Annotated in this window: 16 protein-coding genes; 15 read left to right on the top strand and 1 reads right to left on the bottom strand. The window is 46.8% G+C overall.

Annotation, left to right across the window (positions count from 1 at the left end; genetic code table 11):
* Positions 1–89 precede the first annotated feature (89 nt).
* Positions 90–530, top strand: coding sequence for an RrF2 family transcriptional regulator (locus GQF01_RS30410; RefSeq protein ID WP_161410814.1), 441 nt, complete (start codon positions 90–92; stop codon positions 528–530).
* Positions 530–1,963 carry a 4-hydroxyphenylacetate 3-hydroxylase family protein gene (locus tag GQF01_RS30415; protein ID WP_161411131.1) on the top strand — a complete coding sequence of 478 codons (1,434 nt, stop codon included), beginning with the start codon at positions 530–532 and terminating at the stop codon, positions 1,961–1,963. Before GQF01_RS30410 ends, GQF01_RS30415 begins: the two co-directional genes overlap by 1 nt.
* A gap of 62 nt (positions 1,964–2,025) precedes the next feature.
* Here the strand turns inward: GQF01_RS30415 and GQF01_RS30420 are convergent, their stop codons facing one another.
* The gene (locus tag GQF01_RS30420) at positions 2,026–3,183 is read right to left on the bottom strand and encodes an MFS transporter (RefSeq protein ID WP_161410815.1); all 1,158 of its coding nucleotides are present in this window, start codon (positions 3,181–3,183) and stop codon (positions 2,026–2,028) included.
* Positions 3,184–3,490: 307 nt separating this feature from the next.
* On the opposite strand from GQF01_RS30420, the gene GQF01_RS30425 reads away from it, so the two are divergent.
* The 13 genes from GQF01_RS30425 (at position 3,491) to GQF01_RS30485 (ending at position 17,802) form a co-directional block, all read left to right on the top strand.
* Complete coding sequence (locus tag GQF01_RS30425; RefSeq protein ID WP_161410816.1) at positions 3,491–4,855, top strand: LLM class flavin-dependent oxidoreductase; 1,365 nt, start codon at positions 3,491–3,493, stop codon at positions 4,853–4,855.
* Positions 4,856–5,151: 296 nt separating this feature from the next.
* On the top strand, positions 5,152–6,165 hold the full coding sequence (locus GQF01_RS30430) for a LacI family DNA-binding transcriptional regulator (protein WP_161410817.1): 1,014 nt from the start codon (positions 5,152–5,154) through the stop codon (positions 6,163–6,165).
* A 121-nt stretch (positions 6,166–6,286) separates the two neighbouring features.
* The gene (locus GQF01_RS30435; protein WP_161410818.1) at positions 6,287–7,618 is read left to right on the top strand and encodes an ABC transporter substrate-binding protein; all 1,332 of its coding nucleotides are present in this window, start codon (positions 6,287–6,289) and stop codon (positions 7,616–7,618) included.
* A 90-nt stretch (positions 7,619–7,708) separates the two neighbouring features.
* Entirely contained in the window at positions 7,709–9,019 is a 1,311-nt protein-coding gene (locus tag GQF01_RS30440; RefSeq protein ID WP_161410819.1) for a carbohydrate ABC transporter permease, read from the top strand.
* A gap of 6 nt (positions 9,020–9,025) precedes the next feature.
* The gene (locus GQF01_RS30445) at positions 9,026–9,853 is read left to right on the top strand and encodes a carbohydrate ABC transporter permease (protein ID WP_161410820.1); all 828 of its coding nucleotides are present in this window, start codon (positions 9,026–9,028) and stop codon (positions 9,851–9,853) included.
* 37 nt (positions 9,854–9,890) lie between these two features.
* Positions 9,891–11,234 (top strand): sulfatase family protein, encoded by a 1,344-nt coding sequence (locus GQF01_RS30450; RefSeq protein ID WP_161410821.1) that lies wholly within the window; start codon positions 9,891–9,893, stop codon positions 11,232–11,234.
* Between the two features lie 427 nt (positions 11,235–11,661).
* Positions 11,662–12,996, top strand: coding sequence for an LLM class flavin-dependent oxidoreductase (locus GQF01_RS30455; RefSeq protein WP_161410822.1), 1,335 nt, complete (start codon positions 11,662–11,664; stop codon positions 12,994–12,996).
* A 1-nt stretch (position 12,997) separates the two neighbouring features.
* Positions 12,998–13,531, top strand: coding sequence for a GNAT family N-acetyltransferase (locus GQF01_RS30460; RefSeq protein WP_161410823.1), 534 nt, complete (start codon positions 12,998–13,000; stop codon positions 13,529–13,531).
* A 23-nt stretch (positions 13,532–13,554) separates the two neighbouring features.
* Complete coding sequence (locus tag GQF01_RS30465; protein ID WP_161410824.1) at positions 13,555–14,409, top strand: transporter substrate-binding domain-containing protein; 855 nt, start codon at positions 13,555–13,557, stop codon at positions 14,407–14,409.
* Positions 14,409–15,110: an amino acid ABC transporter permease gene (locus GQF01_RS30470; protein WP_161410825.1), complete on the top strand. Its 702-nt coding sequence runs from the start codon at positions 14,409–14,411 to the stop codon at positions 15,108–15,110. The genes GQF01_RS30465 and GQF01_RS30470 overlap by 1 nt, the downstream gene beginning before the upstream one ends.
* A 41-nt stretch (positions 15,111–15,151) precedes the next feature.
* A complete protein-coding gene (locus GQF01_RS30475) occupies positions 15,152–15,841 on the top strand; it encodes an amino acid ABC transporter permease (protein WP_202556785.1) in 690 nt (229 codons plus the stop codon).
* 171 nt (positions 15,842–16,012) lie between these two features.
* The gene (locus tag GQF01_RS30480) at positions 16,013–16,765 is read left to right on the top strand and encodes an amino acid ABC transporter ATP-binding protein (RefSeq protein WP_161410826.1); all 753 of its coding nucleotides are present in this window, start codon (positions 16,013–16,015) and stop codon (positions 16,763–16,765) included.
* 11 nt (positions 16,766–16,776) lie between these two features.
* Entirely contained in the window at positions 16,777–17,802 is a 1,026-nt protein-coding gene (locus GQF01_RS30485) for an LLM class flavin-dependent oxidoreductase (protein WP_161410827.1), read from the top strand.
* Position 17,803: the final 1 nt, after the last annotated feature.

A 17,803-nucleotide genomic window follows, 5' to 3' on the forward strand; every position in this document is an offset into this window, starting at 1 on the left:
GGGGTCATATGGCGATTGTTTGGACGACCAATCAAAATTATAATCAATTTGAAATAGGATGATTTCAGTCATATATGAGGAGGGATCCGATGAAAATATCATCTAGGGGCGAATATGCATTACGAGCCCTCATCATACTCGGACAAAATCCAAATGAATGGTTGGCTATTAGTGAATTGTCCCAGAAAACGCTGGTGACTGAGATGTATCTGGAAAAAATCATGCTGCAGCTTAAGAAGTTGAACTATGTAGAAAGCAGGCGAGGCCAGCATGGTGGTTTTAGGCTTATGCATACACCTGAACAAGTGAACTTAGGCGAAATCATTCGTAGGCTGGAAGGACCGTTAGCCCCAATGGGCTGCGCCAGCCTAACCAAATACGAGCCTTGTGAGTTAGAGGCAGGATGTCTTTTGAAACCGTTATGGATACTAATCAGAGAGGTTATTGCTCAAGTTTTGGAACAGACGACGCTTCAAAACTTACTTGATGGTCAATTTAATCTGCAGATAAAGGATGTGGAAACTACTTGATGTTAACCCGAGGGGAACAATTTATTCAAAGCCTCAATGACGGCCGGAAGGTATGGTTGGAAGGGAAGGACGTCGAAGTTTCCTCACACCCAGCTTTTGCAGGAACTCTAAATACGATCTCAGGACTATTTTCCATGCTGGACGACCCGGACCTTTGTAGTCAAATTGGTTTCCATGATACAGCTCAAGGGAAATTTGTTCATTATTCATTTTTGGTCCCACGCACCAGCACAGATCTGACAAAACGGGCGAAAGCCTTTCAAATTTGGGCGGAGAGCACCTCAGGGGTTATGAGTCGCCTTTCTGATTATGCGCGTTCACGTCTGACAGGCTGGTATGCGACAAGAGAGAGATATCGGAAATATGATAACCATTTTGCTGGAAAGCTAGCAAGTTACTACGAAGAGGCGAAGGCCAGGGACTTATTTCTTACGGCTGTTCAGCGCGACCCTCAAATCAATCGATCTCAAACACTAGGAGAGAATCCGGATGCTGTCTTGCGTGTAGTTGGTCGAAATAACGAGGGAGTTATCATCAGAGGAGCGAAAATGATCGCAACCGCCGCTCCATACGCGAACGATTTCATTGTTTACCCAGTAGCAAGAATACCGGACGATCGGCCTGAGTACGCACATATGATGATTATACCGGCCAATTTGCCAGGTTTGCATATGATGTGTAGGGAATCATTCGCGGAGTTGACCCGCAAGGAAGATCACCCGCTTAGCTCACGTTTCGATGAAATGGATGCTGTGCTGTTCTTTGACGATGTGTTAGTTCCTTGGGAACGCGTGCTTCTGCACGATCAACCCGAGGCGTTGTGGAGTATTCGAACCAATGAAGCCTCTAACAGCCTTGCCTATCATCAAAGCATTATCCGTCTGCAAGTCAAACTTGAATTCGCAACTGGTGTAGCTTGCGCGATTGCACAAGCTATCGGGGTTCATGCCTATATCAATATTCAAGAGAAATTAGGTGAACTGATTAATCAAATCCAAACGATTAAAGGGCTCATTGTCGCATCGGAAGCATCGGCGAAAGCAGATGAATTCGGCAATATGCTGCCCTCTTTTGAATATATCGAAACAGCAAGAAATCTGGGCAGCCGCTATTATCCTCGTGCGCTCGAAATCATTCAAACCATAGGAGCGGGGGGGTTCTTCCAAGTTCCTTCCACATGCTCGGAAATGGATGGACCGTTATCTCCATTCATACACAAATACCTGCAAGGAGCCACAAATTCAGGTGCGGATGAGAAAGTGCGTTTATTTAAACTAGCATGGGATTTAATAGGAAGCCCGCTCGGATCCAGGCATGAGCTTTATGAACGTTATTATGCTGGGGATCCAATGAGAAATTTAGCTAACCAGTATGTGAGTTACGACACAGAGAAGTTAACGGATATGGTGTATTCACGGATAGCATCGTCCTAGTATGATATTGTCTAAAAGAAAACGTGAAACAGATCTCAAAGTGAGACTTTGAGATCTGTTCCTTACTGTGCCGCGGCCTCGTCTTGGTCTGGTTTTATCGTGAATAAAGCTAGAACCGCTGCAAGTACACAGACACCTGTAATCATATAGAACATCAAGTGAGGAGAGATTTTCACAAGGATAGCAGCAAGTGGCGGACCGACGGCTACACCTATGAATCTCATTGAACTATAAAGGGAAGTGATGGTTCCGCGCTCACTCTTATTAATTCCTTCTGTAATCATGGCATCCATGCATGGCAACGTTACACCAATTCCGATTCCTCCTAGACTAATTAAACCGATCAGCCAAATGATAGCATGCAACATACCACTTATTATGAAGCTAGCCGCAGCTAACGTAATGCCTCCAAATGTGAGCCATTTCATTAGAATTTTATTTCTACCAATCCATCTGCCGGTCATAAACGAAGCTATACACAGTGCAGCTGAGGGGATTGCCAAGATACAACCTTTGATTATCCCTTTGACGTGGTAGTCATCCTCAAGAGTGTCAGACAAATAGAACAAAGTTCCGAAGATAGCAAGCATGCATATACATCCGATGGCAAAAGTGGCATATAACCATTTACCGTTATTGAGGAAAATTTGTTTCATATTTGCTCGGAATAGAGCAAAAGTAACCTTGCTATCACTCTTTTTAGGCGGCGATTTAACTAGAAATGCGACCATTACCGCCGATATGATACAAAGAACAGGAATGGCAAGAAAGGGAGCAAACCAGATGATTAAGGCAAAAGCCGATCCAAGTATGGGACTAAGAACTTTGCCAAATGTATTGGCGGTTTCCACGATGCCTAGAGCGCTGCTTACCTCACTTTCTTTTTTGAATATATCCCCTACAAGAGGCAGTACGATTGGAAAAGCACCTGCTGCCCCAACGCCTTGTAATAATCGACCCAGCATGATAACCAAGTAAGGATTCTCGATCCACCAAGCGCCTAATCCAGCAAGTAAACCGCCAATACCATTGATGATCAGGCTTGGGATAATAATTTGTTTTCTGCCAAAACGATCGGATAAGTACCCGGCCACAGGGATCAATAGGATGGCTACAGCCGAATAAATCGTTATTAATAAGCTCACCTGGAGAGAAGTAATTCCCAATTTGCTGCGGATAGCAGGCAGTACAGGAATTAGCATGGAATTTCCTAGCGTCATAATAAGTGGTATCGAGGCTATTGATATTAGGTCCCACTTTTTGCTTTCCACCCATTACACCTAGCCTTCTGATTTAATTGTTCCTCTGAAAACATGCCTAAACTAATATGCCCCTAATTATATTCCCAAAACAAAACGTATTTATCCCACTTGTATAATCGGATTAATTATTGTAAAATTATGAAAATAATCGTTATCTGCCAATTGGTCATCCAAAGGCTCCCTAACATAAGGTCACCGTACAAGTTCCACGTGCGGCAGCCTTTGAACGGGAGCTTTTTCTAATTCATCAAACAAGGGGTATCCTATGAGTGAAAAACAACGTCAACTACATCTGAATTTGTTCGTTTCTCCGATGGGACATCATGAAGCCGCCTGGCGGCATCCGGAGTCAAATCTCGATCAACTGCTTGATTTCTCTTTGTACCAGCGTCTGGCTGCCAAAGCGGAAGCCGCGAAGCTGGATTCGCTGTTCTTTGCGGATCGGGTAGCGACCAGTCCGAACGCGGTACGGAATGGGGCGACCAGCGGGTACGAGCCGCTGACGCTCCTGTCGGCACTTGCCGTGGTCACGAAGCGAATCGGTCTGATCGCGACCGTGTCCACAAGCTTCAACGAGCCGTTCAATCTGGCTCGGCGGTTTGCTTCACTCGACCACCTTAGCCGCGGCCGCGCTGGCTGGAATATCATTACGTCCGGGACGGATGCGGAGGCTCAGAATTTCAATTATGAGCAAATCCCGGAACACACTGCGCGCTATGATCGGGCGCGGGAGTTTCTGGACGTTGCCACGAAGCTGTGGGACAGCTGGGAAGACGATGCCCTTGTCAGGGACAAGGAAGCCGGCATTTTTGCAGATAGCTCCAAGGTGCACGAGCTTAATCATAAAGGGGACCACTTCTCCGTGAAGGGGCCGCTTAATATTTCACGTGGACCGCAGGGGAGGCCGCTGCTCGTTCAAGCCGGTTCCTCGCAGAATGGCAGACAGTTCGCTGCGGAGCATGCGGAAGCGATTTTCACGGCTCAGCAAACGTTTGAAGAAGCGGAATCCTTCTATAAAGATATGAAGCAGCGGGCGGCTCAATTGAATCGATTGCCGGAGCACATCGTCATTCTGCCGGGAATTTGCCCGATTATCGGGCGCACTGAAGAGGAAGCCAAAGAGAAGGAAGCGAAGCTCATCGAGCTCTCCAACCCGGCCCACAGCTTGCTGATGCTGTCCAATCGAATCGGCTATGATCTGACGGGTTATCCGCTGGATGGCCCGATGCCGCAGCTGCCCGCTCAAGAAGTGAGAGGCCATCAAAGTCGCACACACTTGATTGTCGAGATGGCTCATCGAGAGAATCTGACGCTGCGTCAGCTGCTGGAGCGTCTGGCCGGAGGACGCGGTCATCGGACGATAACAGGCACGCCTCAGCAGATTGTTGATGTGATGGAACATTGGTTCAAGAACGGAGCGGCCGACGGCTTCAATATTATGCCGCAGCTGATGGCAGGGGGGCTAGAGGACTTCCTTGATCTCATCGTTCCTGAGTTGCAGCGCAGGGGATTGTTTCGAACGGAGTACACGGGTACGACCCTTCGTGATCACTATGAGCTTCCCTATCCAGGCAGCCAGTTTGCCGAAGCGCGGCATTCGGCGGAGGAGACGAAGGAGTTCAGTGCATGAAAACGTAACGCCCCAGTGGAGCTAAGCGGCCTGTTCTCGCTTAGTTCCTGGGCTTTTTCTATGTACGGCTGCTTTCTTGTTCGGTAATGTCGATTTGCCAAGTAAAGCTGTCCCTCGGTCATTTATAAGTAAAAATTATTGAAACCTATTGATATTCAAATTAAACCGAGTATAATACTAGGTATATTTGTTGGTCTATGATCTTATCTTTTTCTTGGAAATGTCTTGTGGAACAATCCGGATAGCTTTGATATGATATATGAAAAGCTTTTCACAACATTTAGCAGGTGGATGAGATGAAATCAACAATTAAAGATGTGGCCAAAATGGCGAATGTCTCCATAAGTACAGTTTCACGTGTATTAAATAACCCTGATATTGTCGCAAAAGACAAGCGTGATAAGATTGTGGAAGCGATCAAACAGCTGAATTACACACCGAATGCGCTGGCACGCGGATTAATTCACAAGCGTACTCAGACTTTAGGCGTTCTTATTCCTGATATCTCCAACTTGTTCTATGCCGAGTTGATCAAAGGGATGGAGGATGCTGCGAGAGAGAGCGGCAATAATTTGATTATCTGCAATACGGATAACAATCAGGACCGCAAGAATGCCAGCTTTAAAGTATTAAGTGAAAAGCAAATTGATGGCATTGTTTTTACAAGTGAGCCTGTTTTCCCTGACAATTACGAGCTTTTCAAACAACTGGGAGTACCCATTGTGCTCGCAGCAACGCATAGTCTGGAATACGAGATTCCATCCGTAAAAGTGAATGACGAACAGGCTGCATTTGATGCAACTGAATATTTGATACGCCAAGGGCACCGACAGATTGGCATGATTAGCGGCTCTATGCTGGATCCAATATCAGGGTTACCAAGGATCCAAGGTTTTCTTAGAGCCTTAAGAACACATGGCATTGAACTTGATCCCGATACCTGTATTGAATATGGCAGTTATCATTTTAAAGATGGGTACGAGGCTGTCAAAAGGCTACATAAGAAATTTCCGGAAATGACCGCGGTTTTTGCCACAAGTGATGAAAGAGCACTCGGGTGCATTTCTTATTTGCATGAAAACAAAATTAAAGTGCCAGATGACATATCGGTCATTGGCTTTGACAATACAAGGATGGCGGGAATGTGTTTCCCTAAACTGACAACAGTCGCTCAGCCTTTGTATGAAATGGGGCAATTGGTCATCCGGAAGCTGGACCGTATGATTAATGGCGAGCCTTTGGAAGAGTTAAGAACCTATATGGATCATTGGATTGAAGAACGAGAGACCGTGTATAACTTAACGAAATAAAAGGGGCACATCGTGGTAAAGGGATTCGCTTTGAACGTTTCCCAGCGTTTTCTGAAAAGCTTTTCATAGATTGGAATACCTATGCATTCAAATGAAAAACCATCATTGGGAGGTTGTAACTATGTTGAAAAAAACAGCAGCAAACACGGCACTCTTATTATCATTGATTGTGGCGCTTAGCGCATGCGGAAGCAGTACGTCCGGAAACAAAACCGAGCCTTCGAAAGAACAACCCAAGGCAAGCACGAAGGCAGCGGAGTCTTCATCACCGACGAATGAGAAAGTGAAAATTGTTTTCAGCCAAGGTGCTGATCAAACAGAAGGAACGAAGAAGCTGATCGCTGCGTTCCAGGCAAAGCATCCAAATATCGAAGTAGAAGTACGGGAATTTCCGAATGACTCTTCACAGATGCATGATCAACTGGTCACTATTTTGGGCGGAAAATCTGCTGAAGTGGATGTTGTTAATCTTGATGTCGTTTGGCCCGCTGAATTTGCGCAAGCTGGTTTTCTGCTGCCTCTTGACCGCTTCATTCAGGAAGATAAGGTTGAAACCAGCCAATATCTAAAAGGTGGCATCGATGCAGGCTACTTTAACGGTCAGCAATGGGCCCTTCCTCGTTACAATAACGCGGGGCTATTATACTATCGTAAAGATCTGGTTAAAGAAGTACCGAAAACATGGGATGATCTGCTCAAACAGGCGGAACAATTGAAAGGGCAAGGCGGCACGAAATATGGGTTTGTCACGCAAGCTAAGCAATATGAAGGTTTAGCCGTCAGCTTCACGGAACTTGTCGCAGCCTACGGTGGGAGCATTATCGATGGCAAAGGGAATGTCGTGGTCAATAGTCCCGAGGCTCTGAAAGGACTGAAGAAACTCGTTCAAATTTCCAAATCTTCTGCTGTACCTTCGAATTTGAATACTTTTACTGAGAAAGAAACTTTAAATGCCTTTATTGAGGGTAGCGCGGTATTCGCCCGCCATTGGCCGGCACTTTATGCGCAAGCTAACGATCCGAAGGTCTCGAAAGTAGTAGGCAATGTAGGCATTGCTCCCCTTCCAGCGGGAGATGCCCGTTCTGCTGCAGCATTAGGCGGTTGGTTGGCGGCAATCAATAAATACTCCAAGCATCCGAAGGAAGCATGGGAATTTTTGAAATTCGCGGTAAGTGCTGAAGGGGAAAAAATTATCGCCGTGAACAGTACGCAAACGCCAACCTACTTGCCATTGTTTGATGATGCTGATGTTCAAAAGGCAAGTCCGTTATTCGCTAGCCGTGATTTTGTAAATAGTCTAGGAAGTGCTATTCCACGTACAATTACACCTCAATACGCTAAGATTTCCAGTGTGATTCAGGTGGAAGTTTCTAAGGCAATTGCAGGTGAGCAGACGCCGGAACAGACACTTTCCAATCTGGAGAGCCAGATCAAGCAAGCTGTCAGCAAGTAACATCAAATAAAGAAGGGTCTACCGACCATGGTGTGACCCTTCCTTTCCTTTCATTCGCGCACGACGTAATTAAGGCAGGTGATACCCCGGATGTTTAACCGTAACAAACGCAGCAAAATGACCAGAGAAGCTCGACTTGCTTATGTATTTGTTTTGCCGGCTGCTATACTGATTGGCGCAATTGCGATATGGCCTGTTCTGCGCTCCATGTGGATCAGCTTGTACGATGTCCGTTTGAATGATCCAACGCGAAGTGAAATCCATTCGACCTACGCATTGGATATGGAGAGATATACGCAGACTTTACCGATTTTGCTCCGAACTTTTGATAAAGAAGCATCAGCAAATAAGAATTTGAACGCGGAGTTGCGACCGCTAAAAGAGAAGGCAGAGCAGATTAAGAATGAATTGCAGAGTGACGCTTCTCTAAATGCCAGATATGAAGAGATCGATAAGCTTCTGTATGACTTCAAACCAGTTCCAGATGAATTGAAATATATGGAATTGAACAACCAGAAGGCAGAACGGATTCAATCGAGTCTGGACGAGATGCGCATAAGTTTGCTCCAACTCAAGGAAACCGGAGCGCTACAACGCCCAGATGACGCTATCGGATTAACAAAGGCGCTTCAAGACTCTTTTATTAAACCGAATTTTGTTGGTTTAGGACACTACAAGCGCTTCATGACGGATGCCCGTTTATGGCATGCTCTTGGAAATACTTCGCTGTTCACGGTATATGCCGTATCGATGGAGATGTTATTTGGTCTGCTCATTGCGATCCTGATCAATCGCAGTTTCCGTGGCAGAGGTCTCGTGCGAGCGGCCGTCTTAATCCCTTGGGCAACACCAACAGCTATATCGGCGATGATTTGGCATTTCCTTTACGATGGACAAAATGGTGTCGTTGCCAAACTTTTTGCGGAAATCGGTGTCATTTCTGATATGAGCACGTTGTTATCGACCAAGCAGGGAGCCATGTTCTCTATTGTTTTGGCTGATACCTGGAAAACAGCACCTTTTGTTGCGCTGCTTTTGCTTGCAGGCCTGCAGACGATTTCAAGCTCCTTATACGAAGCCGCACAAATGGATGGAGCTAATAAATGGAAACAGTTTGTGCATATAACGTTGCCGTCTCTCAAGACGACGATCCTGGTAGCACTTATGTTCCGTACATTGGATGCGTTCCGTGTATTTGATCTTATCTATGTATTAACCGGTGGTGGGCCGGCCAATTCCACAGAATCATTGTCGATTTACGCGTACAAAACCATGTTCTCAGAGTTAAATTTCGGGGCTGGATCAGCATTGGCTGTCATTGTATTTATATGCATTGCTGTTATTTGTACAATTTACGTGAAAATATTAGGCGGCGACGTGATCAGCAAACGCGGGGGGTAGAGCGACATGGTTAGGAAAGCGAGCCTGCCTTTTTACGCCGGCTTAATGGTATTTGTTGCAGTCATCATATTTCCATTTCTTTGGGTATTTATAGCTTCAGTAAAACAACCTCAATATTTATACGGCATACATGCTTTCGATGTGTTAGTACCTGGTTATACGTTAGGCAACTATATAAGTGTGTTTGCCAATCATCCTTTTGGACGATTTTTAATAAACAGTTTCGCTGTTGCGGGGCTTAGCATGGTGTTCAGTTTAATGATTGCTTCTTTTGCCGCCTATGCAATTGCACGGCTGCATTTCTGGGGAAAATCCGTATTTTTAGGCGTGTTGCTTGCTGTTTCTATGTTTCCTCAGATTGCCACCATATCGCCTATTTTTCTATTTATGCAAGCTACGGGCTTACGCAACACGTACTTAGGCTTAATTATCCCTTATACGACATTTGCGTTGCCGTTATCCATTTGGTATATGACTTCTTTTTTTACGAAAATTCCTTATGAACTCGATGAAGCGGCTAAAATGGATGGGGCTTCCGTCCTGCAAACTTTCTGGAAAGTATTGCTGCCCTTAGCTTCTCCCGGCCTGTTTACAACAGCCATCATTGTTTTTGTTGATGCGTGGCATGAGTTTTTCTTTTCCCTAACAATCAACACGAAGGAAAGTATGATGACGGTACCGGTAGGTATCGCCATGTTTCAGGGGGAATTCACGTTCCCGTGGGGAGAAATATCAGCGGCAGCTATTATTGTGACAGTACCTATTGTTCTCATTGTTCTTTTGTTTCAGCGGCGCATTATTTCTGGATTAACATCTGGAGCTGTAAAAGAATAGCGTACACAAAAAAATGTAAGCACTAAAGGAGAGTAACATGGACAAACCCAATATTCTATTGATGATTTCGCATGATACAGGTAGATACTTAGGTTGTTACGGCAAGCAAGTAGAAACCCCTAATCTGGATAATCTGGCCGATAAAGGTGTGCGTTTTGACCAGTATTTCTGTCCGGCGCCCCAATGCAGCCCTAGTAGAGGAAGTATACTGAGTGGCTTATACCCGCATAACCACGGTATGATCGGCTTGGCTCATCTTGGATTTTCTATGAATCCGGATGTAACGACTTTGCCTAAAGAACTTCAAAAAAACGGCTACGAAACCTCATTAATTGGTTTTAGCCATGAAACGATTGATGAGCCGGATAGCAGACTCACTTCCTCAACCTATAAATTAGGCTACGAACATGTATTGCCTGTGCCAGGTGATCGTGGGCCTGATGTCGCGATAAAAGTTGCCCAGTATTTAGAGGAGAAAGCAGCATCTACGGATAGCGGGCCATTTTTTGCTTCGGTTGGTTTTTTTGAGACACATCGTGATTTCGATGAATACGAGGCGATTGCTGATCCGATAGACGGAGTCACTCCTCCTCCTTATTTGCCAGATACGCCGAAAGTTCGGGAGGATTTTGCGCTGCTGCATGGATCAGTGAAAATATTGGATCAAAGCATTGGACATATTTTAAAAAGTTTAGAAGCTACTGGGTTAGATAAAAATACGCTTGTCATCTATACAACCGATCACGGCATTGCTTTTCCTAGAGCAAAGGGCACCTTGATGGATGCAGGTTTGGAAACAGCATTAGTTATGTATTATCCTGGCCGCATAGAAGGCGGTAAGGTTGTAGATCAACTGCTGTGCAACATCGACCTAATGCCGACGCTACTTGAATTTGCTGGTGCAGATTCACCGCAAGGGATTGATGGCAACAGTTTCTTGCCTATTTTGGAAGAGGCGGCAACGAATGAGCCAACCCGTGATCATTTCTTCTCGGAGCTCACTTGGCACGACCTGTATCACCCGATGAGGAGCATACGTACGGAGAAGTACAAATATATCCGTAATTTTGAGGACGGTCCTTCGGTCTATTTACCGCTTGATATTCACCGCAGTCTTTCAGGGGCTGCCGTAAGAGAAGGGTATTACGTACCTAACGTTCCAGAGGAACTGTATGACTTGGAAAAGGACCCGCTTGAAACGAGCAACTTGGCGGTATTGCCAGCTTATAAGGAAGTTCTCGAAGAGCTTAGGTCGAGAGTGGATAATTGGATGAGAGCTACGAAGGATCCGCTTCTTCATGGAGAAGTAGCAGGCGTTGCTGCACCAGAATGGGAAGAGCAATTCAGTAATGGCTCTGCCTACTCGTATAAAAGGAAATGAAGGGAACTGTAGTCCGCTATTTCGATGAAAGAGCCTATTTTCCACGCGCAAGGGGGAACTACGTTCCCCTATTTGCTGATTTCATCTGGAAAATGCGCCAATGAGCTCAAATAACGCCTTGTAGTTCTGCTCTGAGAGGGAAGAGTCCGCTTTTCTCAAAAATAGGGGACTCCAGTTCCCCGAGCAATGCTTTAGCCGAATTATTGGGAAGTTTCAGCATCTTGCTAGATGAGAAAGGGACGTCAGGAAGATCTGACGTTCCTTTTTTTTGAGACTGACGTTAAAGTCGCATTCTCCGATAGAACTTTTGAATAGATGAATAGAAGAATGCGATATACACTGTGACCATCTGTTGAGATATAGTAATCCTATGAAATTAAATCCGATTATACACATCGGTATTAATGGTTAAAGAGGAGTGACTACCATGTCCAAGAGACAGTTAAAGCTGGGAGCTAATTTGAACGGTGTAGGAAATAGTATATCCTTCTGGCGGCACCCCGAAGTGCCAACTGATGCGAGCGTTAATTTAGCCTTTTATAAAGAGCAGGCTCGTAAAGCTGAGCAAGGAAAATTCGATCTCTTGTTTATCGCGGATGGCTTGTTCATTAATGAAAAGTCGAATCCTCATTTTCTCAATCGATTCGAGCCGCTGACGCTGCTGTCAGCCTTAAGCGAAGCAACAACGCATATCGGTCTGGTTGCAACCCTATCTACTTCCTATAGCGAGCCATTCACAGTGGCTAGACAGTTTGCTTCTATTGATCATCTTAGCGGGGGAAGAGCGGGTTGGAATGTCGTCACATCCCCCCTCGAAGGCTCGGCGCTTAACTTCGGCAAGGGCGACCACCCGCACCATTCGCTGCGTTACGAGATTGCTGAGGAACATCTGGAGGTTGTAAAAGGGTTATGGGATTCGTGGGAGGACGATGCGTTTGTCCGAGATAAGGCTAGCGGTGTATTCTTCGATTCCGCCAAACTTCACACGCTGCACCACAAGGGAAAACACTTTGCCGTTCAAGGACCGCTGAATGTTGCGCGTTCGAAGCAAGGGTACCCCGTTGTATTCCAAGCGGGCTCCTCGGATTCCGGCAAAGATCTCGCTGCCAGATCAGCAGATGCCGTGTATACGGGGCACGAGACGTTCGAGCAAGCACGAGCTTTTTACCAGGATGTAAAAAGCAGAGCTGCCGCTTACGGTCGTCAAGCGGACGAGATTCTGATTTTCCCGGGCATCGGCCCCGTTGTAGGCAGAACCGAAGCAGAAGCAGAGCGCAAATATCAGGAAATCGCTGAGCTTGTCACGATTGAACAGGCACTGAATTATTTGGGACGTTATTTTGAGCATTATGACTTCTCGCAGCATGCTTTGGATGAGCTGTTCCCTGAGCTCGGCGACTTCGGCAGCAACAGCTTCCGAAGTACGACAGACCGCATTAAGCAGGAGGCTAGGGAGCAGGGGCTCACACTTCGGCAGATTGCACTTCGAGCTTCCACGCCGAGAAGCAATTTCATCGGTACGCCGGAGAAGGTGGCTGATCTCATCCAGCACTGGTTCGAGGGAGGCGCTGCGGATGGCTTCAACATCCGAACTGTCGTACCGAATGGACTCGCTGATTTTGTTGATTTGGTCGTTCCCCTGCTGCAAGAACGCGGGATATTCCGCAAGGAGTATGAAAAGGACACACTGCGAGGTAATCTGGGGCTAGATGTACCCGTGAACCGTTACATTCAGCACTCTGAAGCGGTGAGGGGGAGCTAGCATGTCAACCGCGATCGATGTCAGCGTAAGAGATGCTAGACCCGATGAATGGGAAAAGGCCGTCGCTTTGACGATTGAAGCCTACCGTCAGTATGAGACCGGCTTTGGTCCTGCGTTCTGGGATCAATACATAAGCAATATCAAGGCTCAGTGGAAGCGCACGGAAGATACCTGGCGCCTTGTCGCTGAGCAGGAAGAAAAGCTCGTAGGAGTAGCGCTTCTATATCCGCCTCAAGAGGGTTTGTATGAGAAGCTGAGCGAGACCATTCCATATCCGGAAATTCGCCTCCTCGGCGTAGATCCTTCTGCAAGAAGCAAAGGCATCGCCACCTCGCTGATTGCAGAATGTGCCCGGCGTGCCAAGCAAGACGGATTCGCGTATCTCGGCTTGCACACGTCGAGCCGAATGCCTGACGCTGTGCGGCTTTATCTCAGGCTGGGATTCGAACGCGAGCCCCGCTATGATTTCTTCGCAGCTGACCAAACGACGGTGGTTGAAGCCTACCGCTTGGCGCTGGCTGTAGTCCAAACTTAATGAATAAATAGGAGGATGTATCTATGAAATTGTTGAAATCGACCACGTTTATCCTGACTTCCGCATTGCTGTTTGCAGGTTGCGGAGCAAAAGAAGAAAAGGCTGTCTCCCCAGCAGCAGGCGGAGCTTCACCGGCAGCTGCGCCTGCTGCTGCAGCGCCACAGAAGGTGAAGAAAATCGTGGTGGGTACGAGCGGTACTTTTAAAGATGTCACATTCCTTGATGATAAGGGAACCTTAACTGGCTATGATATCGAATTGACGAAGGAAATTGATAAGCGTCTGCCTGACTATGAATTTGAATTTAAAACCATGGAATTCGCCAACATCCTCTTGAGTCTGGAAGCTGGCAAAGTCGATCTAGCGGTTAATCAATACGAAGTGAACAGCGAGAGACAAGCCAAGTTTCTGTTCAACGATGAAGCCTACAACATATGGCCGAGCAAAGTCGTCGTGAACAAAGACAACAATACCGTGAACTCGATTGAAGATCTGAAAGGCAAAAAGGTCATTACTTCTCCAGGAAGCAATGGCGCCGTCTGGCTGCAGGATTACAACAAAAGCAAAGGGAACCCCTTTGAACTCGTCTTCTCCGGCAGCGGTGGAACGAATGATGTGATTAATCAGATTAAAACAGGTCGTGTAGACGCAACCATATCGACACCGTTCCAAGTAACAGGACGCAATAAGGACGCTGATGCGCAGCAAAAAGTCGTTGGTCCTGTGCTTTACACATCCAAAATTTACTATGTGCTGCGCAAGGATGAAACGGAACTTAAAAGCAAGATTGATGAAGCGATAAAAGAAATCAAAAAAGACGGAACATTGGGCAGCCTAAGTAAAAAATGGTTAGGAGAAGATTTTACAGTGACACAATAATGGGGAAATCGTTTGATTTTTCACTAATTTGGGTGTACTTGCCTAAGCTGTTGTCTTACCTGCACGTCACGTTGTTCATTGTGCTGGCCTCCGTTGTATGCGGCGTACTGCTGGGCCTCGTCGTCGCACTGCCAAGGCTGTACAAGATCCCCCTGCTAAATCGACTTGTGATTATTTATATTTCTTACACAAGAGGCACACCCATACTGATCCAACTATTTCTTGTCTATTATGGCGTGCCGGAGCTGCTGAAAGCAGTCGGAATCGATGTAAGCGATGTTCAACCCTTAGTTTTTGTTATTCTCACTTATGCGCTCCATTTCGCCGCTTATTTCTCCGAAATTGTCCGCGCTTCGGTAAACGCCATAGATCGCGGGCAGGCGGAAGCCGGCTATTCGATCGGCATGAGCAGCTATGCCGTGCTGACGCGAATCGTTCTGCCTCAAGCGTGGAGAGTAGCGTTGCCCAATGTGGCCAATCTAACGATTGGCACCCTGAAGGATACCTCCCTTGCCTATACGCTGGGCGTAATGGATTTAGTCGGGCGAGCGGAGATGCTCGGCACGACCTATCATTTTCTGGAAATCTGGATCGCATTGTCCATGATTTATTATGTCGTGGTCCTTTTATTGGAATACGTGTACCATCGTTTCGAGCGCAGGGTTCAACGCTTTGAGCAAGCAGTCACGGCTTTCGACTAAAAGGAAAGGAGGGAGCAGCCATTCACATCGATTTCCAATTTATGCTTGAAGCCTTTAGAGCCATGCTGAAGGCACTGCCGCTGACGCTTATTCTCTCCATCGTCCCTTTATTCTCGGGTTTCATTGTCGGAGTGATTATCGCTTTCATTCGCATGTACAGAATCAAATATATTCACCGTGTCGCGCAGTTTTATGTTTCCTTCTTTAGAGGCACGCCGCTTCTGCTGCATATTATGCTTGTTTATTTTGCCATCCCCATGATCTTTGATTACCTTGCAGTACGATATGGCTGGAGTGTGCGCTCGAGTGTGATCCCGCTCATGCTGTTCATCTTCGTAGCCTTCACGCTGAATATTGGCGCGTACATGTCCGAAACGATTCGTTCAGGTATTCTGTCTGTCTCCAAGGGACAGCTCGAAGCTGGTTATTCGGTTGGCATGACGACTTGGCAGGGAATGAGGCGGATCGTCCTTCCGCAAGCGCTGCACGTAAGCCTGCCGAATTTACTGAGCAAATTCATCGGCTTGCTGCACGGCTCTTCGCTTGCTTTTATGATATCGCTGCAGGAATTGAACGGGACTGCGCACATCGTTGCGATGAGGAATTGGAAATATCTCGAGGCCTACATCGCAGCGGCTGTGATTTACTGGATTTTGACCATTATCGCCGAAAACATCTCGTCTTTGTTGGAAAAACGTTTGAATCTATACAATCGCAGCGGTGTCGTGTAAGCAAAATCCCGGGAATTCACGGGTGTGTATTGAATTGTTGTATCGATGTATAGAAGAACTCTATTAGACGAGAGCTTAATAAGGATGATAAGGTTAGATCAGATCAAATTCTTAGTAATTGCATCGGAATTATAAGTTTAAAGTCGATCGCGCAGTGAAAGGTGGCACCTTATGATTCATTTATCCAATATTACCAAGTCCTTCGGACGGAACCAGGTGCTCAAAGGCATCAATCTCACGGTTAACAAAGGGGAAGTCGTTGCCATCTTAGGGCCGAGCGGTTCAGGGAAAACGACGCTGCTTCGATGCTTGAATTATTTGGAAAAGCCGAATGACGGCGCGATCGTGATTGATAACTTTAGCGTGGATTGCAAGAAAGCAAGCAAAAAGGACATTCATCAGCTGCGCCAAAAGACGGCGATGGTATTTCAACAATATAATTTGTTCCGCCACAAGACAGCGCTTGAGAATGTGATGGAAGGATTGCTGATTGTCAAAAAGCTTCCCAAAGATGAGGCTCGGAGCATTAGTGTCGAGCTCCTGCAGAAGGTTGGTCTTGGGGAGAAGCTGGATGCTTATCCTTCTCAACTGTCCGGCGGACAGCAGCAGCGAGTCGGCATCGCCAGAGCACTAGCGCTAAATCCTGAAGTTATTTTATTCGATGAACCGACGTCGGCACTGGATCCTGAGCTTGTCGGCGAAGTGCTCGCTGTCATCCGCAAGATTGCCAAAGAGGGCATCACGATGATTATTGTCACACATGAAATGACCTTCGCGCAGGATGTCGCCAGTCACGTGGTATTTATGGACGAAGGCGCCATCGTCGAGGAAGGGAAGCCGAACGAGCTGTTTAACCGTCCCAAAGAAGAGCGGACCAAGCAGTTCCTGAGCCGCATTCGTCCAGAACTTTCATATTCCATCTAGGAGGCAGCCTTATGACGATTTCAATAGGCATTTTGGATCAAAGTCCGATCTATCCCGGAAGCTCAGCGTCTGAGGCGCTTGCCCAGACCATTCGTTTAGCTCAAAAAGCGGAGGAGCTCGGCTATCAACGATTCTGGGTGTCGGAGCATCATGACTCCGAAGTTCTCGCCGGTTCTTCGCCGGAAGTGCTGATCTCGCATTTGCTAGCAAAAACAGAGCGAATCCGCATCGGATCAGGCGGCATCATGCTGCAGCACTATAGCCCCTATAAGGTTGCTGAGAATTTCAACGTACTCGCTTCCCTTGCACCGGGAAGAGTCGATTTGGGTGTTGGGAGAGCGCCGGGAGGGTTGCCTCGCAGCACACAGGCGCTGCAGCGTGGTGTCACAGAACCGCAGACTCTGACAGAAAAGCTCGTCGAGCTGGAGGCCTACGTGAATAACCAAATTCCGGAGAGTCATCCGCTGCACGGCATTAAAGTATCGCCTATAGCCAGTCATCCAGCTGATATTTACTTGCTTGGCGCAAGTCTCGATAGCGCACAGCTTGCGGCATCGTTAGGCCTTCCTTATGTCTTTTCTTTATCCATTAATGGGGACCGATCAGCAGCAATTGAAGCTATACAGGTGTATAAATCCAACTTTCAGCGAAAATCTAACCGTTCACCGCAGGCTATCCTTGCTTTGTCCGTCATTGTGGCAGACACAGATCAGGCTGCGCATGCCCTTGCATTTGAGCAGAAGCACTACAAAGTGTATTTGGCCAGTGGCAAAAAAGCGACGGTAGGTTCCTTGGAGCAAGCGGAGGAATTCGGAAGGCAGGCGAATGAACCGTACACCATTGAGGAGAAGACGACGGAAGTCACGCGAGGCTCCAAAGAAACTGTACGTGAACAGTTGGTAGATTTACAGCGGCTCACAGGCGTGGATGAATTCATCGTTACAGCTAGAATCGAGGATTTCGCAGAGAGAGTCCGCTCTTATGAAAGGCTGGCAGAAGCATTGAACGATGTAGAAACGACATTATTAGGAGGATAAG

Origin of the sequence: Paenibacillus silvestris (genome assembly GCF_009882985.1) — a bacterium.
In the GTDB taxonomy this organism is placed as follows: Bacteria; Bacillota; Bacilli; order Paenibacillales; family NBRC-103111; genus Paenibacillus_E; species Paenibacillus_E silvestris.